24 protein-coding genes and 2 tRNA genes are annotated in these 24804 nt (G+C 73.1%); 7 read left to right on the top strand and 19 right to left on the bottom strand.

Going from position 1 to position 24804, the window contains the following annotated elements; genetic code table 11:
- Position 1 precedes the first annotated feature (1 nt).
- The 12 genes from QWZ14_RS13935 to QWZ14_RS13990 form a co-directional block, all read right to left on the bottom strand.
- Positions 2-772, bottom strand: a complete 771-nt coding sequence (locus tag QWZ14_RS13935; protein ID WP_290317296.1) for a carbonic anhydrase — start codon at positions 770-772, stop codon at positions 2-4.
- 81 nt (positions 773-853) lie between these two features.
- Positions 854-2122, bottom strand: coding sequence for a serine--tRNA ligase (gene serS / locus QWZ14_RS13940; protein ID WP_290317297.1), 1269 nt, complete (start codon positions 2120-2122; stop codon positions 854-856).
- A 3-nt stretch (positions 2123-2125) separates the two neighbouring features.
- The gene (tatC, locus tag QWZ14_RS13945; RefSeq protein ID WP_290317298.1) at positions 2126-2932 is read right to left on the bottom strand and encodes a twin-arginine translocase subunit TatC; all 807 of its coding nucleotides are present in this window, start codon (positions 2930-2932) and stop codon (positions 2126-2128) included.
- A 12-nt stretch (positions 2933-2944) separates the two neighbouring features.
- Positions 2945-3529, bottom strand: coding sequence for a Sec-independent protein translocase protein TatB (tatB, locus tag QWZ14_RS13950; RefSeq protein WP_290317299.1), 585 nt, complete (start codon positions 3527-3529; stop codon positions 2945-2947).
- A gap of 80 nt (positions 3530-3609) precedes the next feature.
- The gene (locus QWZ14_RS13955; RefSeq protein WP_290317300.1) at positions 3610-4674 is read right to left on the bottom strand and encodes an ABC transporter ATP-binding protein; all 1065 of its coding nucleotides are present in this window, start codon (positions 4672-4674) and stop codon (positions 3610-3612) included.
- The gene (scpB, locus tag QWZ14_RS13960; protein ID WP_290317301.1) at positions 4671-5294 is read right to left on the bottom strand and encodes an SMC-Scp complex subunit ScpB; all 624 of its coding nucleotides are present in this window, start codon (positions 5292-5294) and stop codon (positions 4671-4673) included. Before scpB ends, QWZ14_RS13955 begins: the two co-directional genes overlap by 4 nt.
- Positions 5278-6045, bottom strand: coding sequence for a segregation and condensation protein A (locus tag QWZ14_RS13965; protein ID WP_290317302.1), 768 nt, complete (start codon positions 6043-6045; stop codon positions 5278-5280). Before QWZ14_RS13965 ends, scpB begins: the two co-directional genes overlap by 17 nt.
- Positions 6046-6070: 25 nt before the next feature.
- A complete protein-coding gene (locus tag QWZ14_RS13970) occupies positions 6071-6778 on the bottom strand; it encodes a site-2 protease family protein (protein WP_290317303.1) in 708 nt (235 codons plus the stop codon).
- A complete protein-coding gene (gene nagZ / locus QWZ14_RS13975) occupies positions 6775-7782 on the bottom strand; it encodes a beta-N-acetylhexosaminidase (protein ID WP_290317304.1) in 1008 nt (335 codons plus the stop codon). Before nagZ ends, QWZ14_RS13970 begins: the two co-directional genes overlap by 4 nt.
- Before the next feature lie 2 nt (positions 7783-7784).
- Positions 7785-8621, bottom strand: a complete 837-nt coding sequence (locus QWZ14_RS13980; RefSeq protein ID WP_290317305.1) for an SPOR domain-containing protein — start codon at positions 8619-8621, stop codon at positions 7785-7787.
- Positions 8618-10453: an arginine--tRNA ligase gene (locus tag QWZ14_RS13985; RefSeq protein ID WP_290317306.1), complete on the bottom strand. Its 1836-nt coding sequence runs from the start codon at positions 10451-10453 to the stop codon at positions 8618-8620. Before QWZ14_RS13985 ends, QWZ14_RS13980 begins: the two co-directional genes overlap by 4 nt.
- Positions 10454-10523: 70 nt before the next feature.
- On the bottom strand, positions 10524-11675 hold the full coding sequence (locus QWZ14_RS13990; RefSeq protein WP_290317307.1) for a deoxyguanosinetriphosphate triphosphohydrolase: 1152 nt from the start codon (positions 11673-11675) through the stop codon (positions 10524-10526).
- Between the two features lie 169 nt (positions 11676-11844).
- Here QWZ14_RS13990 and QWZ14_RS13995 point away from each other — a divergent pair, with 169 nt between their 5' ends.
- Both QWZ14_RS13995 and xth read left to right on the top strand, forming a co-directional pair.
- Entirely contained in the window at positions 11845-12195 is a 351-nt protein-coding gene (locus QWZ14_RS13995) for a HesB/IscA family protein (protein WP_290317308.1), read from the top strand.
- A gap of 42 nt (positions 12196-12237) precedes the next feature.
- Positions 12238-13005, top strand: a complete 768-nt coding sequence (gene xth / locus QWZ14_RS14000; protein WP_377755066.1) for an exodeoxyribonuclease III — start codon at positions 12238-12240, stop codon at positions 13003-13005.
- A gap of 15 nt (positions 13006-13020) precedes the next feature.
- Here xth and QWZ14_RS14005 read toward each other — a convergent pair whose 3' ends face one another.
- The 3 genes from QWZ14_RS14005 to ilvD all read right to left on the bottom strand — a co-directional run bounded on the left by QWZ14_RS14005 (position 13021) and on the right by ilvD (position 15319).
- Positions 13021-13317 (bottom strand): hypothetical protein, encoded by a 297-nt coding sequence (locus tag QWZ14_RS14005; protein WP_290317310.1) that lies wholly within the window; start codon positions 13315-13317, stop codon positions 13021-13023.
- Positions 13311-13487: a hypothetical protein gene (locus QWZ14_RS14010; RefSeq protein ID WP_290317311.1), complete on the bottom strand. Its 177-nt coding sequence runs from the start codon at positions 13485-13487 to the stop codon at positions 13311-13313. The genes QWZ14_RS14005 and QWZ14_RS14010 overlap by 7 nt, the downstream gene beginning before the upstream one ends.
- Positions 13488-13600: 113 nt before the next feature.
- Positions 13601-15319: a dihydroxy-acid dehydratase gene (ilvD, locus tag QWZ14_RS14015; RefSeq protein WP_290317312.1), complete on the bottom strand. Its 1719-nt coding sequence runs from the start codon at positions 15317-15319 to the stop codon at positions 13601-13603.
- A 158-nt stretch (positions 15320-15477) separates the two neighbouring features.
- On the opposite strand from ilvD, the gene QWZ14_RS14020 reads away from it, so the two are divergent.
- Positions 15478-16464, top strand: a complete 987-nt coding sequence (locus QWZ14_RS14020) for a Bug family tripartite tricarboxylate transporter substrate binding protein (protein WP_290317314.1) — start codon at positions 15478-15480, stop codon at positions 16462-16464.
- Here QWZ14_RS14020 and QWZ14_RS14025 read toward each other — a convergent pair.
- The 4 genes from QWZ14_RS14025 to QWZ14_RS14040 form a co-directional block, all read right to left on the bottom strand.
- Positions 16461-19154, bottom strand: a complete 2694-nt coding sequence (locus QWZ14_RS14025) for a valine--tRNA ligase (RefSeq protein WP_290317315.1) — start codon at positions 19152-19154, stop codon at positions 16461-16463. The genes QWZ14_RS14020 and QWZ14_RS14025 overlap by 4 nt on opposite strands.
- Before the next feature lie 72 nt (positions 19155-19226).
- Entirely contained in the window at positions 19227-19820 is a 594-nt protein-coding gene (locus tag QWZ14_RS14030; protein ID WP_290317316.1) for a DUF2497 domain-containing protein, read from the bottom strand.
- On the bottom strand, positions 19820-21232 hold the full coding sequence (locus QWZ14_RS14035; RefSeq protein WP_290317317.1) for a TolC family outer membrane protein: 1413 nt from the start codon (positions 21230-21232) through the stop codon (positions 19820-19822). Before QWZ14_RS14035 ends, QWZ14_RS14030 begins: the two co-directional genes overlap by 1 nt.
- Before the next feature lie 112 nt (positions 21233-21344).
- Complete coding sequence (locus QWZ14_RS14040; protein ID WP_290317318.1) at positions 21345-22001, bottom strand: protein-L-isoaspartate O-methyltransferase family protein; 657 nt, start codon at positions 21999-22001, stop codon at positions 21345-21347.
- A 278-nt stretch (positions 22002-22279) separates the two neighbouring features.
- Between QWZ14_RS14040 and QWZ14_RS14045 the strand changes: the two genes are divergently transcribed.
- From QWZ14_RS14045 to QWZ14_RS14060, 4 genes are all read left to right on the top strand, one after another.
- Positions 22280-22353, top strand: a tRNA-Cys gene (locus QWZ14_RS14045).
- Between the two features lie 82 nt (positions 22354-22435).
- Positions 22436-22510 (top strand) — tRNA-Asn (locus QWZ14_RS14050).
- A gap of 255 nt (positions 22511-22765) precedes the next feature.
- Complete coding sequence (locus QWZ14_RS14055) at positions 22766-23167, top strand: DUF4345 domain-containing protein (RefSeq protein ID WP_290317319.1); 402 nt, start codon at positions 22766-22768, stop codon at positions 23165-23167.
- Entirely contained in the window at positions 23164-24801 is a 1638-nt protein-coding gene (locus tag QWZ14_RS14060) for a hypothetical protein (protein WP_290317320.1), read from the top strand. The genes QWZ14_RS14055 and QWZ14_RS14060 overlap by 4 nt, the downstream gene beginning before the upstream one ends.
- Positions 24802-24804: the final 3 nt, after the last annotated feature.

Below are 24804 nucleotides of genomic sequence, written 5' to 3' on the forward strand. Positions count from 1 at the left end.
CTCACCCCGCGTCGAGCCAGTCGACATCGCCATCGTCGAGGTCGTAGCGGGCGGCGACGATCCTGAGCCGCCCGGCGGCGACCGCATCCCGGAGGATGCCGCTCTGCGTCGCAAGCCGGGTGGCGACCCGGCGGGCATTGGCCCGCACCGCATTGTCGAGCGGATCGCCCGCCGCGCCGCGCACCGACAGCACGGCCGGGATGATGGGCTGCACCATCTCCCCGATCACCCCGGGGAAGACCGCGTTCCGCTCGACCACGTCGAGCGCCGCGGCGACGGCGCCGCAGCCCTCGTGCCCCAGCACCACCACCAGCGGGCAGCCGAGCACGCCCACGCCGTATTCCACGCTGCCGAGCGCCGCCGTGTCGATGGTGTTGCCGGCGTTGCGGACGATGAACAACTCGCCCAGGCCGCGGCCGAACAGCAGCTCGGGCGGCACCCGGCTGTCGGAACAGCCGACCAGCACCGCGAAGGGCGCCTGCCCCCGGGCCAGCTCGACCCGCCGCTCCCGCCCCTGGGTGCTCCGGAAGGGCGCCTCGGTCAGGAAGCGGTCGTTGCCGTCCTGCAGCTGGCGCAGGGCCTGGTCCGGGGTGAGGCTGGTGCGGGCCACCACCTCGGCCGTCCGCCCTGACGCCGGCGCCAGAGCCGCGGTGGCCGCGAGCAGGCCGGCCGCGGCGAAACGGCGGCGGCCCCAGCCCTGGCCCGCGGGTCGATCCTGGGCCGGAGGATGAGGATGGGCGCTGCCGCAGCAGCGGCACGAGGCGTCAGGCATAGGAAGGTACTCCCGGTTCTCGGTCAGAACGCCGCAGGCGGCCGGCGCTGGCATCGGGCCGGGCGCCGAAGCCCCGACCGCTCAGGAAATCCGCTCGGCCCCGCCCATCCAGGGCCGCAGCACCTCGGGGATCAACACGCTGCCATCGGCCTGCTGGTGGGTCTCGAGCACCGCGATCAGCGCGCGACCCACCGCCACGCCGCTGCCGTTCAAGGTATGGAGGAAGGCGGTGCCCTTGCCCTCGGCCGGGCGGTAGCGGGCGTTCATGCGCCGGGCCTGGAAGTCGCGGCAATTGGAGCAGGAGGAAATCTCCCGCCACATCTGCTGCCCCGGCAGCCAGACCTCGAGGTCATAGGTCCGCGCCGCGCTGAAGCCGGTATCCCCGGCGCAGAGGAACAACCGCCGCCAGACCAGCCCGAGCTCGGTCAGCACCCGCTCGGCGCAGGCGGTCATGCGCTCGTGCTCGGCGTCGCTGTCCTCCGGCCGGGTGACCGAGACCAGCTCGACCTTCTGGAACTGGTGCTGCCGCAGCATCCCCCGCGTATCCCGCCCCGCGCTGCCGGCCTCGGAGCGGAAGCTGGGCGAGAGCGCGGTGAGGCGGAGCGGCAGCGCCGATTCGGCGAGGATCTCCTCCCGCACCAGGTTGGTCAGCGGCACCTCGGCGGTCGGGATGAGGTAGCGGCCGTCGGTGGTCTTGAAGAGGTCGTCCTCGAATTTCGGCAGCTGGCCGGTGCCGTACATGGTCGCGGCATTGACCAGGTAGGGCACCGCGGTCTCGGTGTAGCCGTGCTGCTCGCTGTGCAGGGTCAGCATCCACTGCCCGAGCGCCCGCTCCAGCCGCGCCAGCGCGCCGCGGAGCACGGTGAAGCGGGTGCCGGCGAGCTTGGCCGCCGCCGCGAAATCCATCAGCCCGAGGGCCTCGCCCAGCTCGAAATGCTGCTTCGGCGCGAAGTTGGGGCGCGGCGGCTCGCCGTGCTGGTGGAGCACGACGTTGGCGGTCTCGTCGCGGCCTTCGGGGACCTCGGCGTCGAGGATGTTCGGCAGGGATTCCAGCACCTGCTTGAGCTCGGCATCGAGGCCGATGCGCGCTTCGGTCGCCGCGGCGTCGAGGCCGGCACCGGCCTCGGCCATGAGCCGGGCGACCTCCGCCTCGTCGCCCTTGCCCTTGGCCCGGCCGATGGCCTTGGCGCGCTCGTTGCGACGCTTCTGCGCCGCCTCCTCGCCGGCGATGGCGTCCCGCCGCCGGGCGTCGATCCCGACGATGGTGCCGCCGATCGCTGCCACGCCCCGCCGCGCCATCGCCGCGTCGAAGGCCTCGGGCGCCTCGCGGATTCGCCGGATGTCGTGCATGGCTCAGGTCTTCTTCGTGTCGTCGGGCTTGGCCTCGGGCTTCTTCCGGGCCATCCAGGTCGCCGCCAGGATCGAGAGCTCGTAGAGCGCCAGCAGCGGCACCGCCAGGCCCACCTGGCTGATGACGTCGGGCGGCGTCAGCACCGCCGCCACCACGAACATGCCGACGATGGCGTAGCGCCGCCCCTTCTTCAGCGTCTCGACGCTGAGGATGCCGACGCGGCACAGCAGGGTCAGCAGCACCGGCATCTGGAAGGAGATGCCGAAGGCCAGGATCATCTGCATGACCAGCGAGAGGTACTCGCTGACCTTCGCCTCGAGCTGGATCGGCAGGCTGCCGGCGCCGGGCGGCGTCTCGAAGGTGATGAAGAAGCGCCAGGCCAGCGGGAAGATGAAGTAATAGGCCAGCGCCGCCCCCGCCACGAACAGGAAGGGCGAGGCCACCAGGAAGGGCGTCACCGCCCGCTTCTCGGAGCGGTAGAGGCCGGGGGCGATGAACAGCCAGAGCTGCGTCGCCCAGACCGGGAAGCTGAAGAAGGTCGCGCCGAAGAAGGCCACCTTCAGGTAGGTGAAGAAGGCCTCGTACAGCGCGGTGAAGATCATCCGCCGCTCGCCGCCGCCCTGCTGCTGCAGGATGTCGGCCAGCGGCTGGGCCAGGAAGCCGTAGATCTGCGCCGAGAAGTAGTAGCAGATCGCGAAGGCGATGCCGAAGGCACCGACCGACCAGAGCAGCCGCGTGCGCAGCTCCATCAGGTGGTCGAGCAGCGGCATCGGCTTGTCGTCGATGATATCGTCCGGATCGCGCGACACTGGTTCGGGTGCTCAGCTCTGGGTCTGGGTGGGCGCCGGCGGCGCGGCCGGCGCCACCGGCGCCGGTCCGGCGGGCGGCACGAAGGCAGGGGCGGCGGGCGGCGCGGCGGCCAAGGCCGGCGGCGGCACGAAGGCGGGCGGGATGAAGGCCGGCGCCGCCGGCGGGGCGAGGCCTTCCGTGCCGGCGCCGCCGGGTCTGGCGCTGGCCCCTTCCATGGCAGCCGGCGGCGGCTCGAGGCCCGGCCCCATCGGCTCGCCGGCGGGCGTGGCCGGCGGCGGCGGGGAATAGGGGGTGTAGTCCGGCTTCAGCGGGTCCTCGGTGAAGGTCTTGCGGATCGAGCCGTCCTTGTCCACCGCCTTGGTGAACTGGTCGCGCACGTTGAAATTGCGGATCTCGTTGATGGAGTTGCGGACCTCGTCGAGGTTCGCCTCGCGCACCAGCTCGTCGGCCTGGCCCTGGAACTCGCTGGCCATGCGGCGCAGCTTCGCGATGCCGCGCGCCACGCCGCGGATCGCCTCGGGCAGGTCCTTCGGACCGATGACGACCAGCGCCACCACGCCCACCAGCGCTATCTCGGACCAGGCAAGATCGAACATACCGTCTCCCGCCACGCTGTGGGGCTACTCCCCGGATCGCGCGGCCCCTCCCGTTAGCAGGATAGCCCCGCGGCGCCAATCTAGGGAGGCGGGGGCGGAAATACGAAGGCCCGTTCGGGATCCAAAGCGACCGTCACCCGCTGTCCACGTGCCAGCCGGGCGCCGGGCGGCAGCCGGGCATGCAGATGCAGCACCCCGCCCGCCCCGTCCGCCACCGCCAGATGCACCAGGGTGGTCGCCCCCAGCAGCCGGCAGGCCTCCACCTCGGCGGGGGTACCCGCATGGCTCCCCCCGGCGGCATCGACCCGCAGCCCCTCCGGACGCAGCAGCAGCTCGGCCGGGCCATCCGGCAGGCGGCAGTCCTCCGGCCGCGGCATCGGCCCGATCGCCGTCTCCACCCGCCCGTCGCGCAGCCGCGCCGGCAGCCGGTTCACCTCGCCGAGGAAGGTGGCGACGAAGGGATCGGCCGGCCGGAGATAGAGCGCCTCCGGCGTCCCGAGCTGCACCACCCGCCCGGCCCGCATCAGGGCGATGCGGTCGGCCAGGAACATCGCCTCCTCGGCGTCGTGGGTCACGATCAGCGCCGGGATGCCGGCGGTCTGGAGCACGTGCAGGGTGTCGTCCCGCACCTGCTCCCGCAGCCGGGCATCGAGCGAGGCGAAGGCCTCGTCCAGCAGCAGCACCTGCGGCCGCGGCGCCAGCGCCCGGGCCAGCGCCACCCGCTGCTGCTGCCCGCCCGAGAGCATGTGCGGGAAGGCATTGGCGTGGGTCTCCAGCCCCACCCGGGCCAGCGCCTCGGCCACCTGCCAGGCCCGTTCCCCCTTCGGGATGCGGCCGAGCCCGAAGGCGACGTTCTGGGCGACGGTCAGATGCGGGAAGAGCGCGTAATCCTGGAACACGAAGCCGACGCGGCGGGCCTCCGGCGGCAGGTCCCGCCCCGGCTCGCCGACCACCACCCCGCCCAGCTCGATCCGCCCGGCCTGCAGCGGCTCCAGCCCGGCCACCAGCCGCAGCAGCGTGGTCTTGCCGTCGCCCGAGGGGCCCAGGAGACAGAGGATCTCCCCCGCCGCCACCTGCAGGTCGATGCCGCGCAGCACCTCCCGCCCGCCATAGGCGTGGCGGATGCCCGCGAGCCGCAGGGTCATCCCTGCGGCTGGCCGCCGGCCTGGAGCCGCGGCGCCTGGAACAGCCCGCCGGGCTCGTTGACCAGCTCCTCCCGCCGCGGCAGGTCGCCGAGGCCCTGCAGCCCGAATTGCTCGAGGAAGCGCGGGGTGGTGCCCCAGAGGCTGGGCCGCCCCGGCACTTCCTTGCGGCCGCGCGGAGCGATCAGCCCGTGCTCCAGCAGTGCCTCGAGCGTGGCCTGGGACAGCGCCGCGCCGCGGATCTCCTCGATCTCCGGCCGGGTCACCGGCTGGTGGTAGGCGATGATGGCCAGCGTCTCCATCGCCACCCGCGGCAGCTTGCGCGGCACCTCGACCACCCGGGTCAGCGCCGGGGCGAGGTCGGCGGCGGTGCGGAAGGCGTAGCCGCCGCCCACCTCGACCAGCTCGACCGGCCGGCCGGCGGTGGTCGCCAGCAGCGAGGTCAGCACCGCCCGCGCATCCACCCCGGGCGGCAGCGCCTGCTGCACCTTGGCGGCGGCGATCGGCCGGTCGCTGGCGAAGACCAGCGCCTCGGCGATCCGCAGGGCATGGGCGAAGAGCGCCGGGTCGGCCGCCGCATCCGCGCCGGGCGCGGCCTCCGGGGCGTCAGGCTGCTCGGACATCGGGTAGCGCCTCCTCCATCGGGGTCGACCGGCGGACCAGGATCGGCCCGAAGGCCCGTTCCTGGCGCAGCTCGATGCCGCCGCCGCGGGCCGTCTCCAGCGCCGCGATCAGGGTGCTGGCGAGCGCCGCCCGCCGCTCGACCGGATCGGTCAGCCCCTCCGGCAGGAAGCGGGTCAGGGTGGCCCAGTCCGGCAGGGCGCCGACCATGCCGCCGAGCCGGGCCAGGGCATCCTGCACGGTCCAGAGCTTGCGGTGCTTCGGCGCATAGGGTCGCCGCGCCAGGGCCCGGCGGCGGGCCGCGGCATAGGCCTGCAGCAGCGCCGGCAGGTCGGCGTTCAGCCCGCTGCGGTCCTCGACCCGGAGGTTCTCGGCCGCGCCGCGGGCGAAGATCTCGCGGCCGAGCTGCTGCCGGCCGCCGAGGAAGGCGGCCGCCAGCCGCATCCGGTCCAGCTCGGCCAAGCGGTCGGTCAGCGCCGCCGCCAGCGCCTCGGCATCCAGCTCCTCGGCCGGGTCCTGCGGCACCAGCAGGCGGGATTTCAGCCAGGCCAGCCAGGCGGCCATCACCAGCCAGTCCGCCGCCAGCTCGAGCCGCACCCGGCGCGCCTGGTCCAGCACCGCCAGGAACTGGTCCACCAGGGCGATGATGGAGATCCTCTCGAGGTCGACCTTCTGCGCCCGCGCCAGGTCGAGCAGCAGGTCGAGCGGCCCCTCGAAGCCCTCGAGCCGGAGATGCATGACCGGCTGGGTCATCAAGTGCCGCCCGGGGGCCGGGGCATCAGCCATTGCCCGAGGCGCGCAGCACGAGCTCGAAGCCGCGCGCCACCACGTTCCGCAGCGCCCAGCCGACCGGGTCGAAGCCGTCCGTCAGCCGCGGCAGCAGGAAGACGCCGAACAGCACGATGAGGATCCCCCAGCGTTCCAGCCGCATATAGGGCAGCACCAGCGCCCGCGGCAGCAGCCCGGCGACGATCCGCCCGCCATCCAGCGGCGGAATCGGCAGCAGGTTGAACAAGCCAAGCACCAAATTCGCCAGGATGGAAAGCTGGATGAAGTGGATGCCGACCTGCATCGCCTCCCGCGGCGCGATACCCTCGAGCGCCAGCAGCGGATGCGCCAGCAGGCCGGCGATCATCGCCAGGGCGAAATTCATCGCCGGCCCGGCGGCGGCCACCAGCATCATGCCGGTGCGCGGATTGGCCAGGGCCCGGAGGTCCACCGGCACCGGCTTGGCCCAGCCGAACATGAACTCCACCCGCCCGAGGGTCAGCAGCTGCCCGAGCAGCAGCACCCCCGGCACCAGCACCGTCCCGACGCGGTCGACGTGCCGCAGCGGGTTGAGGCTGAGCCGCCCCATCCGCTTGGCCGTGTCATCCCCGAGCCAGAGCGCCGCGTAGCCATGCGCCGCCTCGTGCAGGGTGATCGCCAGGACGGAGGCCACCACCGCGACCAGCAGCTCCGGCAGCCAGCCGAGGAATTCCGTCACGCCGCCGCCGCAAGCTGCGCATCGCGCTCCGCCAGCAGCAGGGTTGGGTCGAGCGCCCGGCGCGCCGCCAGCACCCGCGCCCGGGTCGCCGCCAGCCGCTCCGCCGCCCGGTCGTCGAGCATCGGGCATTCCTCGAGCAGCGCCGCCGTATCGGCCAGCACGCCGTTGCAATGCAGCACCAGGTCGCAGCCCGCGGCGATGGACTGCACCGCCAGCGACCCGGGATCGCCGCGCAGCGCCTTCATGCAGAGGTCGTCGCTGACCAGGATGCCCTCGAAGCCGATCGCCCGGCGGATCACCTGGCCGATGACGCGCGGCGACAGCGTCGCCGGCAGGTCGGGGTCGAGCGCCTCGTAGACGATATGCGCCGTCATCGCCCAGGCGGCGATCCCGGCCAGCGCCGCGAAGGGCCCGCAATCGGCGGCCAGCGCCTCCCGCGGCGCGGCCACCCGCGGCAGGTCGAGATGGCTGTCCACCAGCGCCCGGCCATGCCCCGGCACATGCTTCACCACCGGGATGCAGCCGGCCTGCTGCAGCCCCTCGGCCCAGGCGAGGCCGAGCCGCGCCACCTCCTCGGGGTCGGCGCTGAAGGCGCGGTCGCCGATCACCGCATGCGCGCCGGGCAGCCGCAGGTCGAGCACCGGGGCGCAGACCACGTCGAAGCCGGCCTCGCGGCACATCAGCCCGTGCAGCGCGGCATTGGCCCGCGCCGCCGCCTCCGGCAGGCCCTCGAAGGCCGCCGCCGGCGGGCAGTCGGCCCAGTGCGGCGCCCGCAGCCGGGCCACCCGGCCGCCCTCCTGGTCCACCAGGATCGGCGCCGCCTCCCCCAGCAGGTCGCGGATCGCGGCGGTCAGCGCCCGCAGCTGCACGGGGTCGGCGATGTTGCGGGCGAACAGGATGACCCCGAGCGGCGGGGCGAGGCGGAACAGCGCCACCTCCGCCGCGCTCAGCTCCGTCCCGGCCAGCCCGACGAGGGCGGCCCGGGGCACGATGCGCGGTGACATGCTCAGCCCCCGATCGGCGTGCAGGGGGCGGCCTTGGCGCGCATCGCCTCGCACAGCGACCGCGCCGCGGCGATGCCGGCGAGGCCGCCGGTCCGCAGCCGGTACAGCGGCGCCTGGCCCTCGCCCCGGTCGAAGCGAGTGATCTGCGGCTGGAAGGCGGCCAGCTCGGGCACCCGGCGCTGCAGCCGCTCCCACTCGCCCCGTGCCGATTCCTCGGAGCTGAGGGCCGCGAGCTGTACCATGGCGCGGCCACCGGCAACCGGCGCGAGGCCCGGCCGCACCACGGCGGGGGGCGGCGGCGCGGGCACCGGCGCGGCGGGCGCCTGGGCGCTGGGGGCCGGGGCGGCGGGCACCGTCGGCGCCGGTGCGGGCGATGCCGCCACCGGTGGCAAACGCGGCGCCATGGGGGGCGCCATGGCGGGTGCCTCCGGCACGAGCGAGGGCACCGGCACGGGCGGCGCCATCGCCACCGGCGGCGGGGCCGGCGGGGCGGCCTGCTGGCGCAGCTGCTCCAGCGCCGGCATCTCGGGTCCCTGGTCCAGCCGGGCGCTGACGCCGGCGTTGCGCTCCGCCGCGCGGCGCACCGAGGGCGGCTCCAGCACGAGCTGGTCCTGGTTCGGCACGATCATGCCGCCCGGCGACTCCGGCCGGATCTTCACCGGCCGCGCATCGGGCTCGATCAGCGGGACCGTCCGCGGCCCCATGCGCGAGATGCCCCAGCCCACCGCGCCCGCCACCGCGACCGCACCGAGCAGACCGCCCGCCACCGCCAGCATCCGCCAGTTGGGACCGGGATTTTCCGGGCGCGCGCGCCAGGATGGAATCGTAATGTCGCTCACCGCATCTCCTCGACGGGCGTGACCCCCATGACCTGGAGGCCCGATCTGATCACCGTCGCCGTCGCGGCAACCAACGCGAGCCTGGCCCGCGTCGCCTCCGGCTCATCCCCCCGGATGAAGCGGAGGGTCGAATCCTCTCGTCCCCTGTTCCAGAGTACATGAAAATCGCCGGCCAAGTCATGGAGAAAGAAGGCGATTCGGTGCGGTTCGCGGGCCAGGGCGGCGGCTTCCACGGTGCGCGGCCAGGCCGCCAGCCGGCGGATCAATGCCAATTCGGCGGGATCGGTCAGCGACTCGAGCGGCGCCGCCGCGAGGTCGCCCAGGCCGCCCGGCGCCTCGTCGCCGCTGCGCAGCACGGAGCGGCAGCGGGCATGAGCGTATTGCACGTAGAAGACCGGATTCTCGCGCGACTGCTCGACCACCTTGTCGAGGTCGAACTCCATCTGTGCATCCGCCTTGCGGGTCAGCATGGTGAAGCGCACCGCGTCGCGCCCGACCTCCTCGATCAGGTCGGCCAGAGTCACGTAGGTGCCGGCGCGCTTGCTCATCCGCACCGGCTCGCCGTTCTTCACCACCTTGACGATCTGGGTCAGCACCACGTCGAGCGGCACCGGATGCCCGTCCGACAGCGCCTTCACCGCCGCCACCATGCGCCGGACGTAGCCGCCGTGGTCGGCGCCCCAGACCTGCACCAGCTCGGCGAAGCCGCGCGCCAGCTTGTCGGCGTGGTTGCCGATGTCGTTGGCGAAATAGGTGTTGCTGCCGTCGGACTTCCGCAGCGGCCGGTCGACATCGTCGCCGAATTTTGTGGAGGCGAACAGCGTCTGCGGCCGCGGCTCCCAGTCCTCGGGCAGCTTGCCCTTGGGCGGCTCGAGCACGCCCTCGTAGACCAGGCCCTTGGCGGCGAGGTCGGCGATCGCCCGGTCGGCGACCCCGGCGCGGACCAGCGCCGCCTCGCTGATGAAGACATCCTGCCGCACGCCGAGCGCGGCGAGGTCCTGGCGGATCTCGGCCATCATGGCATCGACCGTGAAGGCGCGGATCAGCTCCAGCACCTCGGCCGAAGGCGGCCCCGCCGCCGGCACCAGCCCGGTGCCATGCGCGGTGAACAGCGCCTGCCCCACCGGCACCAGGTAGTCGCCGCCGTATTGCAGGGCGATGCCGAAGGCCTGCTCGAACGCCTCCCGGCCCTGGGCCGAGGCGGCGAATCCGGCCAGCGCCGGGTTGCCGGCCGCCAGCACCTGCCCCTCCGGCGTCGCCACCAGCACCTGCAGGTAGCGCCAGTAGGCGGCTAGCGCCAGCGCCTGCACCTGCGCCCCGGCGTCGTTGATGTAGTATTCCTTTGTCACGTCCCAGCCGGCCTTGCCCAGTAGGTTGGCCAGCGCATCGCCGACCACCGCGCCGCGGCAATGCCCGACATGCATCGGCCCGGTCGGATTGGCCGAGACGTACTCGACGTTCACGCGGCGGCCGCCGCCGATGCCGCTGTCGCCGTAGCCCTCCCCGGCCGCCAGGATCGCCGGCAATTGGGCGCGGAGGAAATCCTCCCGCAGGCGCAGGTTGACGAAGCCCGGCCCGGCCGGGGCGGCGCTCTCGACCTCGGGCAGCGCCGCCAGCCGCCCGGCCAGGGCCTGGGCCAGCGCTGCGGGAGGCTGCCGCGCCGCCTTGCCGACGACCAGCGCCGCATTGGTCGCCATGTCGCCATGCGCGGCATCGCGCGGCGGCTCCATCTGGACCCTGGCGAAGGCCTCGGCCGGCAGGTCCGGCAGCAGGGCCTCGAGGGCGGCGACGGTACGGGCGCGGAGGGCGGCGAAGATATCGGTGCTGGTCATCGTGGGCCGGGTGTAGCGCGGGCCGCCGCCCGCCGCCATGCCGGGGTTGATTCGGGCTTGGCCCCGGCCGCTAGCCCGGGATGTTCGGGTCGGTCAGCCGCCGGTGCTCCTCGAGTGCGTAGCGGTCGGTCATGCCGGCGATGTAGTCGCAGACCACCCGGGCGCAGCTCGCGCTCCCCGGCTCCCCGGCCTTGGCCCGCCAGTCGTCGGGCAGCATCTGCGGCCCCCCGTGCAGCAGCTGGAACAGCAGCTGGCTCACCCGCTTCGACTTCTGCATCGCCCGGTTCACCCGCCAGTGCCGGTACATCCGGCTGAACAGGAACTCGCGGATCTCCTGGTTGGCCTCCGCCATGCCGCGGGAGAAGCCGACCACCGGCTCGCCGGCGGCGCGGATGTCGTCGGCGCTGCGCGGCGCCAGCCGGGCGATCCGCCGCCCCGCCTCCTCGACCACGTCCTGCACCATGCGGTTGATCACCCGCCGCACCGTCTCGGTCACCATCCGGTCGCGGGCGATGTTCGGATGGGTGGTCCGCACGTCCTGGAAGGCCTCGCCCACCAGCGGCAGCGAGGCCGCCTCCTCCAAGGTGAAGATCCGGGCGCGGATGCCGTCGTCGAGGTCGTGGTTGTTGTAGGCGATGTCATCGGCCAGCGCCGCCACCTGGGCCTCGGCCGAGGCATGGGTGGTGAGCTCCAGCGGGTGCAGCCGGTCGTACTCGGCCATGTAGGCGGTCGGGCGGCGCAGCGGGCCGTTGTGCTTGGCCAGGCCCTCCAGCGTCTCCCAGGTCAGGTTGAGGCCGTCGAAGGCGGCGTAGCGCCCCTCCAGGCTGGTCACCACCTTCAGCGACTGGGCATTGTGGTCGAAGCCGCCGTAGGGGCGCATCTGGGCATCCAGCGCCTCCTCCCCGGCATGGCCGAAGGGCGGGTGGCCGAGGTCGTGCGCCAGGGCCAGCGCCTCGGCCAGGTCCTCGTCCAGCCGCAGCCGGCGGGCGATGGCCCGGGCGATCTGCGCCACCTCGATGCTATGGGTCAGCCGGGTGCGGAAGTAGTCGCCCTCATGGAAGATGAAGACCTGGGTCTTGTACTGCAGCCGGCGGAAGGCCCCGGTATGGATGATCCGGTCGCGGTCGCGCTGCCAGGGCGAGCGCGCATCGCCCCCCGGCTCCGGGTGCAGCCGGCCGCGGGAGGTTGCGGGATGCACGGCCCAGGGTGCCAGCGGTTCCATCGCCATGCGCCCCTAGCAGCCCGGTCCAGCGCCGGGGCCGGCATCGCCCGATTGGAAATCCGCCATGTCGTCCCCTATGTTAGCGGCAACAGACTTGGGTGGCCGCCCGCAGTCGGACAACTTAGCCTCGACACCCTGCCCGCGGCCACCGCCCAGGAGAATGCGCCCGATGCCGGACGGCACCAACCTTCCCCGCTTCCACGTCACGCCCCGCGCCGCCGCGCAGGTGGCCGAGATCGCCAAGCGCGAGGGCAAGCCCGGCGCCGGGCTGCGTGTCTCGGTGAGCGCCGGCGGCTGTTCCGGCTTCCAGTATAATTTCGACCTCGAGGACAAGGCCGGCGCGGACGACCTGGTGATCGAGACCGGCGCCGCGCCGGTCTTCATCGATGCCACGTCGCTCGACCTGCTGGCCGGCTCCGAGCTCGACTGGAACGAGGCGCTGATCGGCGCCCATTTCGCCGTCCGCAACCCCCAGGCGGTCTCCGGCTGCGGCTGCGGCGTCAGCTTCGCGGTCGCCTGACCCCTTACGTCGGGCGGCCGGCCGGGCGATGCTGGCGGCATGATCCGCCTCGCCAGCTTCAACGTGAACTCCATCCGCCGCCGGGTGCCGCACCTGCGGCGCTTCCTCGACCGGCATGCCCCGGACGTGGTCTTCCTCCAGGAACTCAAGTGCCAGACGGCCGAGTTTCCGGCGCTGGAGCTGGCCGACAGCGGCTACCGCCTCCATGCCGTGGGCCAGACCGGCGGCCGCAACGGTGTCGCCGTGCTCGGCCGCATCCCCTTCGAGGTGACCGCCGAGACCCTCCCCGGCGAGGATGAGGATGGCCACGCCCGCTTCGTCTCGGTCGCGGCCGAGGGCATGGAGGTGGCCGGCATCTACCTGCCGAACGGCAATTCCGGCGGCGAGGCCGGCTATGCCTACAAGCTGCGCTGGATGGAGCGCCTCGGCGGCTGGATCAGCGAGCGGCTGGACCGCTTCACCCCGGTCGCGGTCCTCGGCGACTTCAACGTCTGCCCGACCGATGCCGACCTCGCCCCCGGCAGCCTGCCGCCGACCGATGCCCTGGTCCGGCCGGAGACCCGCGCCCGGTTCCGCGCCCTGACCAACCTCGGCATGACGGATGCGCTGCGCGCCCTGCACCCGCAGGATGCGCCGTACACCTATTGGGACTACGGCCCGGCCTTCAACATGAACCGCGGCCTCCGCATCGACCATGCGCTGCTCAGCCCCGAGCTGGCCGAGCGGCTGGTCAGCTGCGGCGTCGATACCGTCGCCCGCTCGGAAGAGGCCCCGAGCGACCATGCCCCGGTCTGGTGCGAGCTGCGCTGACCCGCCGCACCCGGCTCAGCGCCAGCCGCCGGGGATCCAGACCGGCCCGCGGCGGCGTTCCTCCCAATGGCCATGCACCCAGCCGCCACGCCGGATCCGCACCCATTGGCCGGGCACCCAGACATAGTCCCGGCGGGCGCGGACCCAGTGGCCGGGCTGCCACACCAGCCGCGGCCCCGGCGGCCGGCCGGGGGGCGGCTCGAGCCGCAGGGGTGGTGGCGGCGGCGGCCGGCCGTAGGCGGGTTGGGCGCTGGCCGGCCGGGCCAGAAGCCCGGCGAGCAGCCCGGCGGCGAACCGCCGGCGGCCTACCACCGGCGATAGCCGTACCCGTAGCCATAGGGCCGGGCGTAGTACGGCCGGGCATAGACCACCGGCGGCGGCGGCGCATAGGCCCGGCCGTAGTAGCCGGGCGCCGGCGCGACCACGCATCCGGAGAGCAGGGCCAGCGCCGGCAGCAGCAGCAGGGGCAGGAGGCGTTTCATGGGACACTCACTCCTCGTGACAGACCTGCACTCCAACGCCGATCTGTGACGAAAAGCAGGCGGCGGCGATGAAACTCCCGCCATGCGCCCACGGCGCAGGGCGGGATCACGCTTTATTGGTCGGCGTAACAATGCGTCTCGGCCGCGCCGCCCGGATGGGTCACCGCGCCGCGATGCGCCGGACCGACCAGCTGGGCGTATTTCCACAGCGCCCCGGCGTTGTAGTCGGTCCGCCGCGGGGTCCAGGCCGCCTTGCGCTTCGCCAGCTCGGACTCGTCGACCAGCATGTCGATGGTGCCCTGGGCGGCATCGATCACGATCCGGTCGCCGTTGCGCAGCAGGGCGATCGGCCCGCCGACCGCGGCTTCCGGCCCGACGTGGCCGATGCAGAAGCCGCGCGTCGCGCCCGAGAAGCGCCCGTCGGTGATGAGCGCGACCGATTCGCCCATGCCCTGGCCGTAGATGGCGGCGGTGGTCGAGAGCATCTCCCGCATCCCCGGCCCGCCCTTCGGACCCTCGTAGCGGATGACGATGATATCGCCGGCCTTGTAGGCGCGCTGGTCGACGGCGTGGAAGGCCTCCTCCTCGCTGTCGAAGCAGAGCGCACTGCCCTCGAAGCGCAGGGTCTTCATCCCCGCGACCTTCACGATGGCGCCGTCGGGCGCCAGGTTGCCCTTGAGCCCGACCACGCCGCCGGTGGGCGAGATCGCCTTGCTGACGGGGTAGATGACATCCTGGTCGAGCGGGAAGACCACGTCCTTGTGGTTCTCGGCGAGCGTCTTGCCGGTGACGGTCATGCAGTCGCCGTGCAGCAGCCCGGCATCGAGCAGCGCCTTGATGATCACCGGGATGCCGCCGACCTTGTAGACGTCGTAGGCGACGTATTTCCCGCCCGGCTTCAGGTCGGCGATATAGGGCGTGCGCCGCATGATCTCGACCACGTCGTCCATGGTGAAGTCGATGCCGGCCTCATGCGCGATCGCCGGCAGGTGCAGCCCGGCATTCGTGGAACCACCGGTGGCGCCGACCACGACGGCGGCATTCTCCAGCGACCTGCGGGTGACGATGTCGCGCGGGCGGAGGTTCAGCCGCAGCAGCTCCATGACAGCCTTGCCGGATTCCGCCGCCCAGCGGTCGCGCTCCTCGTAGGGCGCGGGGGTGCCGGCCGAGCCCGGCAGCGCCAGGCCGATCGCCTCGCTCACCGTCGCCATGGTATTGGCGGTGAACTGGCCGCCGCAGGCGCCGGCGCTCGGGCAGGCGACGCATTCCAGCTCGTGCAGCTCCTCGTCCGACATGTTGCCGGCGGCGTGCTGGCCGACCGCCTCGAAGACGTCCACCACGGTGACGTCGCGGCCCTTGAACTTGCCCGGCAGGATCGAGCCGCCGTACATGAAGACGCTCGGCACGTTCAGCCGCAGCATGGCCATCATCATCCCCGGCAGCGACTTGTCGCAGCCGGCCAGCCCCACCAGCGCATCGTAGCAATGCCCGCGCATGGTGAGCTCGACCGTATCGGCGATGGCATCGCGCGAGGCGAGCGAGGACTTCATCCCCTGGTGGCCCATGGCGAGGCCGTCGGTCACGGTGATGGTCGTGAATTCGCGCGGCGTGCCGCCGCCCTCCTTCACGCCCTTCTTCACCGACTGCGCCTGGCGGCTCAGGTCGATGTTGCAGGGCGCCGCCTCGTTCCAGCAGGTGGCGACGCCGACGAAGGGCTGGTCGATCTCGGCCTCGGTCAGGCCCATGGCATAGTAGTAGCTGCGATGCGGGGCGCGCTCCGGCCCGACGGTGGTGTGGCGGCTGGGAAGCCTGGACTTGTCCCACGCGGTCATTGCGGTCCTCCATATCTTGGGGCGATGGCCCTTCCGCAGCTTTAGGCAGTCGGGCGAGGGCTGCCAAGGCTTCCGCCCTTTATGCTGGCCCCGCGGCCCCCGGGCGCGGCAGACTGCCCGGCAAGACGGCCAGAGAGCCGCATCGAGGGAGACCCAGCGTGCTTGATCCCCGCCTCCGCCGCCGTGCCCTGCTGGCCGGCCTCGCCGCCCCTGCCCTGCTGCCTGCTCTTGCCCGGGCGCAATCCGGCCCCTGGCCGCAGCAGACCTTCCGCTTCATCAATCTCTATGCCCCGGGCGGCGCCAACGACATCCTCTGCCGGGTCTTCTGCCAGGCGATGACCACGATCACCGGCCAGCAGTTCATCGTCGAGAACCGCACCGGCGCCGGCGGCACGGTGGGCAGCGATGCCATCGCAAAATCCCGGGCAGACGGCTATACCGGCGGCCTTGGCGGCGTCGCCAACCTGGCGATCGCGCCCTCGCTCTTTCCCGGCCTGCCCTACGACCCGGCCCGGGACTACAGCTTCGTCACCGGGCTCTACCGGCAGCCCAATATCCTCTTCGTCAACAACGACCTGCCGGCCCGCGACGTGCCCGGGTTGATCGCGCTGCTGAAGGCCAATCCGGGGAAGTACAACTACGCGACCGGCGGGGCCGGCACGACGCCGCATCTCTCGGCCGAGATGTTCAAGATGCGGACCGGCACCGAGATGCCCTTCGTGCAGTATCGCGGCGGCGCCCCGGCGCTGATCGACCTCATGGCCGGGCAGGTGCAGGTGATGGTCGACAACCTCGCCGGGCCAATCGGGGCGATCCGCGACGGCAAGGTAAGGGCGATCGCGGTGACCAGCCCGGAGCGCAGCCCGGTGCTGCCCGAGGTTCCGGCGCTGGCCGAGTTCCTGCCCGGCTTCGACCTTACCAGCTGGAACGGCATGATCGCCCCGGCGGGGCTCGCCCCCGCCCTGGTGCAGCGGATGGCCGAGCTGTCCCACCAGGCGCTGCGCCGGCCGGAGCTGGTGAAGACCTTCACCGAGAACGGCGCGACCCCCTGGGCGGTGGGGCCCGAGGATTACGCCAGCTACGCCCGGTCGCAGGAGCCGATCATGCGGCGGCTGGTGCAGGTCAGCGGGGCGACGCCGGGCTAGCCGGCGATCCGCGCCATCGCCGCATCCAGGCGGGCGATCTCGGCCTGGAAATTCGCCAGCCGCTCGCGGTTCTCCTCGATCACCTCCGGCTTGGCCCGCGCCACGAAATCGGCGTTGCCGAATTTGGCCTCGACCTTCCGCACCTCGGCCTCGGCCTTGGCCCGGTCCTTGGCGAGGCGGGCGCGTTCGGCGCCGAGGTCGATGACGCCGGCCAGCGGCAGCATCAGCGTCGCCTCGCCCAGCACCGCCTGGATGACGCCCTTCGGCGCCTCGCCCGCCAGCGCCTGGATCTCGGTGATGCGGCCGAGCCGGCGGATGGCGTCGATCCAGCGCCCGGCCCGCGCCAGGCTCTCCGGTGCCGCATCCTTGACCAGCAGCGGCGTGGTGATGGAGGGGGCGACATTCACCTCGGCCCGCACCGTGCGCACCTCGGAGATCAGCCGCACCACCCAGTCCAGCTCCTCGCGCGCCGCCGCGGCCTCGGCCACCGGCGAGGCCGCGGGCCAAGCGGCGCCGATCAGGCTGCACTCCGCGCCGTAGCCGAAGCGGTCCCAGAGCTCCTCGGTGACGAAGGGGATCGCCGGATGCAGCAGCCGCAGGATCACGCCCAGCACATGCTGCGCCGCGCCCTTGACCTCGTCCTTCTCGGCGCCATCCGGGCCGTTGAAGACCGGCTTGGCGAATTCGAGGAACCAGTCGCAGAAGCTGCCCCAGACGAAGCGGTAGCAGGCCGCGGCGTATTCATCGAAGCGATAGGCCTCGAGCGCCGCCGTCGCCTCGGCCACCGCGGCATTGGCGGCATCGAGGATCCAGCGCGAGAGCGGCGCCCGCGCGCTCGCCGGGTCCCAGCCCGGCTGCGGCGCGATGCCGTTCATCTCGCAGAAGCGCGCGGCATTCCACAGCTTGGTGGTGAAGCTGCGGAAATCCTCGACCCGCTTGCGGCCCAGCTTCACGTCCCGCCCCGGCCCCGCCAGCGAGCAGATGGTGAAGCGCAGCGCATCGGCGCCATAGGCGTCGATCAGCTCCAGGGGGTCCATGACGTTGCCCTTGGACTTCGACATCTTCTGGCCCTTCTCGTCGCGGACGAGGCCATGGATGTAGACGGTGCGGAAGGGCACCTCGCCCATGAAGTGCAGCCCCATCATCATCATCCGGGCGACCCAGAAGAAGATGATGTCGAAGCCGGTCACCAGCACGTCGCCGGGGTAGTAGCGCGCGACTTCCGGCGTCCGCTCCGGCCAGCCGAGGGTGCTGAAGGGCCAGAGCGCGCTGCTGAACCAGGTGTCCAGCACGTCCGGGTCGCGCTCCAGCGCGACGTCATGGCCGAACTTCGCCCGCGCCGCCGCCTGCGCCTCGGCCTCGGTCTTCTCGACGAAGATGGTCCCGTCCGGCGCGTACCAGGCCGGGATCTGGTGCCCCCACCAGAGCTGGCGGGAGACGCACCAGGGCTGGATGTCGCGCATCCAGGCGAAGAAGGTGTTCTCCCACTGCTTCGGCACGAATTGGGTGCGGCCGCTCTCGACCGCCTCGATCGCCGGCTTGGCCAGGGTGGCGGCATCGGCATACCATTGCAGCGTCAGCCGGGGCTCCAGCGGCACGCCGCCGCGGTCGCCATGCGGGACCTGGTGCGTATGCGGCTCGACCCGCACCAGCAGACCGAGCTCCTCCAGCTTCGCCACGATGGCCTTCCGCGCGGCGAAGCGGTCCTGGCCTTCCAGCCCGCGGACGAACGCCGGGTCGGCCAGCCCCTCGGCCGCCACAAGTTCGGCCTCGATCTCGCCGATCGCCATCCGCGCCTCGGCGTCCAGCACCGCGGGCATCGCCAGCCCGTGCCGGCGGCCGACCTCGAAGTCGTTGAAGTCGTGCGCCGGGGTGATCTTCACCGCGCCGGTGCCCTTCTCCGGGTCCGAGTAGTCGTCGGCGATGATGGGAATGCGCCGCCCGGTCAGCGGCAGCAGCACCATCTTGCCGACGAGGTCGGCGAAGCGCGCGTCGGAGGGGTGCACCGCGACCGCGGTATCGCCCAGCATCGTCTCCGGCCGGGTGGTGGCGACGGTGATCTCGCCGCCGCCCTCCACCGGGTAGCGGATATGCCAGAGGCTGCCCTTCACCTCGCGGCTCTCGACCTCGAGGTCGGAGATCGCGGTCTGCAGCTTCGGGTCCCAGTTCACCAGCCGCTTGTCGCGGTAGATCAGCCCCTGCCGGTGCAGGGTGACGAAGACCTCGCGCACCGCCGCCGACAGGCCCTCGTCCATGGTGAAGCGCTCGCGCGGCCAGTCGAGGCTGGCGCCGAGGCGGCGGAGCTGGCGGGTGATGGTGCCGCCCGATTCTCCCTTCCACTGCCAGACCCGCTCGACGAAGGCCTCGCGGCCCATCCGCTTGCGGTCCGGCTGGCCCTCGGCCGCCAGCAGGCGCTCGACCACCATCTGGGTGGCGATGCCGGCATGGTCGGTGCCCGGCTGCCAGAGCGCATCCCGCCCCTGCATCCGCCGCCAGCGGGTCAGGGTGTCCTGGATGGTCATGGTCAGCGCATGGCCGATGTGGAGGCTGCCGGTGACGTTCGGCGGCGGGATCATGATGGTGAAGGGCGCGGCATCCGAGGCCGGGTCGCAGGCGAAGGCGCCCGAGCGCTCCCAGCCTTCGTAGAGGCGGGTCTCGAAGCTGGCCGGGGTGAGGTTCTTGTCCAACATGGCGGCATCCGTCCCCTGCCGCCCCGCCCCCGTCAAGGGGTCAGCGGCCCGGGACGGCCGCGGCCGCCCGGATCAGCCCAGGCCGCGGCCGACCACCCGCTCGATCTCGGCCCGCACCAGCCGCTCGACCAGGCCGGGCAGGTGCTGGTCGAGCCAGTCCTTCAGCAGGGGCCGCAGTTCCTCCCGCACCACGTCCTCGATGCTCGGCCCGCCGCGGGTCACGCCGGCGCCGCGGTCCTGCGAGACCGCCCGCATCAGCGTGCCGATCGAGGCACTCGCCGCGGCGGCGACCGCCGGAGCCAGCAGGGCCCCGGCCGGCAACACCTCGGCCGGCGGCGCCAGGGGCGGTGGCGGCGGCTCCGGCTCAGACACCGGCCCCGCCTCGGGCACGGAGTGGAACCCGGCCTCGGGCTCGGGTGCCGGCAGGGCGACCGGCTCGGCCTCCACGGCCATGGCCGGCGCCGCCGGCATCGCCTCGGCCGCCGGCACCGCCACCAGCATGTCCTCGGTGAGGGTCAGCGGCTGGTCGGCGGCCGCGGCCGGCGTGCCCGGCTCGTCCTCGTTCAGGATGCGCCGGATCGAGGCGAGGATATCCTCCATGCTCGGGTCGCCGCCGGGGGCGGCGGGCGCCGAGGGGCCGGCCGGGGCGGGGCGGTCCTCGGCCATCAGCGCCGTTCCGCGACGCCGGAATAATCGCCGAGCCCGAACCAGCGATTGCGCACCTCGTTGTAGTAGGCCCGCATGTCGTAGGGCTCCACCGCCAGCCCCAGGTCGCCGGCCGTCAGCCGGCCGACGGTCGAGGCCAGGGCATAGGACTGCGAGACCACGGTCGAGAGCGCCTGCACCAGGCTGGTGCGCGCGTTCAGCAATTCCTGCTCGGCGTTCAGCACGTCGAGGGTGGTGCGGCTGCCGACGATCGCCTCCCGCTGCACGCCGTCGAGCGCGATCTCGGCGGCGCGGATCTGCGCCCGCACGCTGTCGACCTGGGCCTTGGAGCTCTGCAGCTGCTCCCAGGCCTGGGTGGCGGACTGCCCGACGATGCGGCGCTGGTCCTCGACCTGCTGGCGGGCCTGCTGCGCCGACTGCCGGGCCTGCCGCACCACCGCGTATTCGGCGCCGCCCTGGTAGATCGGCACGGTCAGGCTGGCGGTGAGCTGGGTGCCGGTCTGGCGGGTATTGGGCAGGGCCGCGCCGTCGTTGCGGAAGGTCTGGCCGGAGACGTTCACCTGCGGCAGCAGGGTCGCCAGCTGCAGGTTGATGTTGTCCCGCGCGCCCGCCTCGTCGAACAGCAGGGCGACCACGTTCGGGTTGTTCTGCGCCGCCGCCAGGGCGGCGTCCTGGGCATTGAGCACCGGCGGCCGCAGCGGCTGCGGCGCCAGCAGGTTCTGCGGCGGCAGCCCGACCAGGCGCTGGAAGACGGAGCGCGAGATCTGCAGCGTCCCCTCGGCCTGGGCGCGGTTGGAGCGGGCGCCGGCGAGGCGGGACTCCGCCTGGGCGACGTCGGTCCGGGTGATCTCGCCGACCCGGAAGCGCTCGTTGGTCGCGCGCAGCTGCTCGGTCAGCACCTGCTCGTTGTTGATGTTCAGCCGCAGCAATTCCTGGTCGCGGATGACGTTGACATAGGCCGTCACCGTGTCCTGCATCACCTGCTGCTCGGTCGCCAGCAGCCGGGCGCGCTGCGCCAGGACCTGGTTCTCCGCCCGCCGCGTCCCGGCCACCGTCCGGCCGCCGCGGAACACCGGCTGGGTGATGGTGACGGAGTTCTGGTAAATCTGCCGGTCGGAATCCGTATAGGTCGCGCCCGGGGCGCCGCGCGGCCGGCTCCGGGTGGAGGCATCCAGCACGCTGGCGCTGCTGCTGATCGAGACGGTCGGCCGCCAGCCGGCCAGGGCCTGGGGCACGTTCTCGTCCACCGCGCGCAGCTGGGCCCGGGCCGCCAGCAGGGTCGGGTTGTTCGCATAGGCCTGGGCCAGCGCATCCGGCAGGGTCTGCGCCGCCGCCGAGGGCATCAGGCCCGGCAGCGCGGCCGGCGCCAGCAGGGCGGTGGCCAGGGCCAAAAGGGGGCGGGTCAGCTTCATCGTGGCCTGATCCTTACGGCGCGGCATCCGAAATGTCCTACAGCAGTCGGCCCCCGGGTGCGAGCCGAAGCTGCCGGCCCGGCCGGCAGCGTCGGCCCCGGGTGGTACGAGCCTAGAAAACGAAACCCACGCTGCGGGCGAAGGCCGGCAGCGGCGCCGCGGCGCAGTCGAAGACGGCGCTGGTGGTGAAGCTGCCGCCCAGCTTCTGGCCGAGCACCGCCCGGCCGTTCCGCCGGCCGTCGCCGATGACGCCGACCAGCCGGCCGCCCTCGGCCAGCTGCTTGGCCAGCGCCGGCGGGACCTCCGGCACCTCGCCCTCGATCAGCACCACGTCGTAGGGCGCCGAGCCGGCGAAGCCCGCCGCCGGGCTGGCGGCCTCGAGCCGCACCGCACCGGCCGGCAGGCAGGCCGGCAGCGCCACCCGGGCGACCGCCAGCAGCGCCGCGTCGGACTCGACCGCGGTGACGCGCGCGCCCATGCGCGCCAGCACCGCGGCGCCGTAGCCGGTGCCGGCACCCAGCACCAGCGCCCGGTCGCCCGGCCGCACCGCGGCGAGCTGGAGCAGCCGCGCCAGGATCATCGGCTCGAGCAGGGCGCGCCCGCCGGGCAGCGGCACCTCCTCGTCGGTATAGGCGCGGGCCTGCACGGCGGGCGGCAGGAAGCTCTCCCGCGGCAGCTCCCGCATGGCCTCGAGCAGCCGCAGGTCGGTCACCTTGTTGGGGCGGAGCTGTCCATCCACCATGCGCTTGCGCGCATCCGCGTAGTCCATGAAGCCACAACCTCCGAACGCCCCCTGGACCCTTGCCCGGGGTGATGGGCGAGGCGGTCCTGCCGGCACACCATGGGGCCGGCCGGCCCGCGCGCAGGCCGCAGCGGGGGACGGGCGCCGCAGCGCCGGCCCGTCGCGGTCCGCGGCGGTTATAGGGTCCGCCCTGCCATGCCGCCAAGCCGCCCTGTTGCAGCGCAGCGCCGCCGAGGCCCTCCGCACCGCTTGACCTGCCGCGCCACTGGCCCGATAGAGGCGCACCGCATGGGGATTCCCCGGACGGTCCGGTGGCCGAGTGGTTAGGCACAGGTCTGCAAAACCTGCTACGGCGGTTCAATTCCGCCCCGGACCTCCAGAGACGCCCCGATTTGCGGCAGCCCCCGTTTCGGGCTTCCACCAGCAGCGGCGCCCTGCTATAGGCGCCGCCTCGCGGCTGATCCGGTGTGGCGCAGCGGTAGCGCAGCGGACTGTTAATCCGTTGGTCGTTGGTTCGAATCCAACCGCCGGAGCCAGCGAGGCTTCTTCCTATCATCCCGGTCCCGCCGCAGCCTCCGCCTGACAGGGTCCTGGGGCTGGACGGCATGGACTGATTCCTTCCAGGGCGACGATCCTCCGCCATCCGGGCCGTTGCGGGCCGCCTCACTCTGCGGTGGAAGAGTGAGCGACTGATGAATCCCCCGCCCCGGCTTGCGCCGGACCCGGCCGCCGCCCTATCGCTGCCGCATGAGCATCCCCCGACGGCGGCCCCCTGCCCCTCCGGCCCAGGCATGAGCCCGCTGTCCGGGCTCCGCCTCGCCATCGCCCTCGGCGGCCTGGTCCCGGTCTCGGCCGGGCTGGCCGGGGCGCTGCTGGGCCCGGCGATGCTGGAGCCGGCCAGCGTCGCCAGCCCCGCCGCCGCGGCCGCCGCCGACAGCCATTTCCGCTACCTCTCCGGCCTGCTGCTCGGCCTCGGCCTCGGCTTCTGGAGCACCCTGCCCGACCCGGCCCGCCATACCGCGCGCTTCCGCCTGCTGACCGCCGTCGTGGTGCTCGGCGGCCTGGCCCGGCTGCTCGGGCTGATCCTGCACGGCGACCCCGGCGGCCCGATGCTGGCGGCGCTCGGGATGGAGCTGGTGGTGACGCCGCTGCTCTGCCTGTGGCAGGGCCGACTCGCGGGCGCCCGGGCGTGAGCCGCCGCCTGCTGGTCGCGCTCGCCGGGGCCCTCGCGGTTGCCTTCTTCTTCCGCAACCAGCTCGGCAACGGCTTCACCCTGCTGCTGGGCGACCGCCACGACGCGGTCATCGAGCTCGCCATCCTCGAGCACTGGGCCAATGTGCTGCGCGGCCTGTCGCCCTGGAACCTGACCGACTACTTCCACCCGGTCCCCGGCACCCTCGGGTACAACGACGGCTACCTGCTGTTCGGCCTGCTGCATGCCGGCTTCCGCGGCCTCGGCGCCGACCCCTTCCTGAGCGGGGAGCTGGTCAATGCCAGCACCCGCGCCATCGGCTTCGCCGCCACCTATGCCCTGGCGCGGCGGGCACTGGGGCTGGCCCCCGGCTGGGCGGTGCTGGCGGCGGTGCTCTTCACCATCAGCAACAACCTCTTCATCCGCGGCAGCCATGCGCAGCTCTTCAGCATCGGCTTCGTCCCGGTGCTGGCGCTGCTGATCCACGGGATGCTGCGATCGCTGATCGATGGGCGCCGCGCCGCGCTGCTCGGCTGGGGCGCGGGCCTCGCGCTGGGCTTCGCCGCCTGCCTGCTGACCGGCTTCTACATGGCCTGGTACCTCGCCTTCTTCTGCGCCGCGGCGCTGCCGGCCTGGCTGCTGGTCGCCGGCCGCCCGGCCCGGCGCCGCCTCGGCGCGGCGGCCCGCGCCCAGGCGCTGCCGCTGCTGGCGATCGCCCTCCTGGCCGTCGTCGCCGAGCTGCCCTTCCTCAGCCTCTATCTGCCCAAGGCGGCCGAGACCGGGATGCATCCCTGGGCCGATGTCCTCCGCCACGTCCCCGGCCCGCTCGACACCTTCCACGTCGGCGAGCGGAACTACCTCTGGGGCTGGCTGGTGCGCCTGGCGAACGAGACCTTCCGCCCCGGCTTCCCCGCCTGGTCGGAGCGGATGACCGGCCTGCCGCCGCTGCTGCTGCTGGTCTTCGCCGCGGCGCTGGCCTGGCTCTGGCGCGGCGGCGGCGAGCAGCCCCCGGCCCGGGTCGCCCTGCTGCGCGCCCTGGCGCTGGCGACGCTGGTCACCTGGGCGCTCACGCTCCAGGTCGGGGGCATCACGCCCTGGTCCCTGGTCTATCGGGTCCTCCCCGGCGCCAAGGCCGCCCGGGTGGTCGCCCGCTACCAGATCTTCCTGACCCTGCCGGTGGTGCTGCTCGCGGTCACGCTGCTGGCGGCCGAGGCGCGCCGCCTGCCCCGCGCCGCCCTGGCGCTGCTCTGCGCCCTGCTGCTGGCCGAGCAGGCCAATGCCTATGCACCGCTCTTCCTCGACCGCACCGAGGAGGCCGGGCGCCTCGCCGCCATCCCGCCGGCCCCGGCGGAGTGCCGCGCCTTCTATGTCTCCGCCGCCCGCACCGGCAGCCGCTTCGGCGAGGCGGTCGCCGATCCCTACAACCACAACACCGAGGCGATGCTCATCGCCGCGGTGCTGCACCTGCCGACCATCAACGGCATCTCGACCTTCAACCCGCCGTTCTGGCCGGCCGCCATCCCGGAGGACCCGGCCTACCTGCCCCAGATCCGCGCCTATGCCGCGCATTGGGGGGTGGTGGGACTCTGCGGCCTGGACCTGCGGCGCTTCACCTGGAGCCCGCCGCTGGACTGACCG

The organism is Paeniroseomonas aquatica, assembly GCF_030409335.1.
Classification (GTDB): Bacteria; Pseudomonadota; Alphaproteobacteria; order Acetobacterales; family Acetobacteraceae; genus Belnapia; species Belnapia aquatica.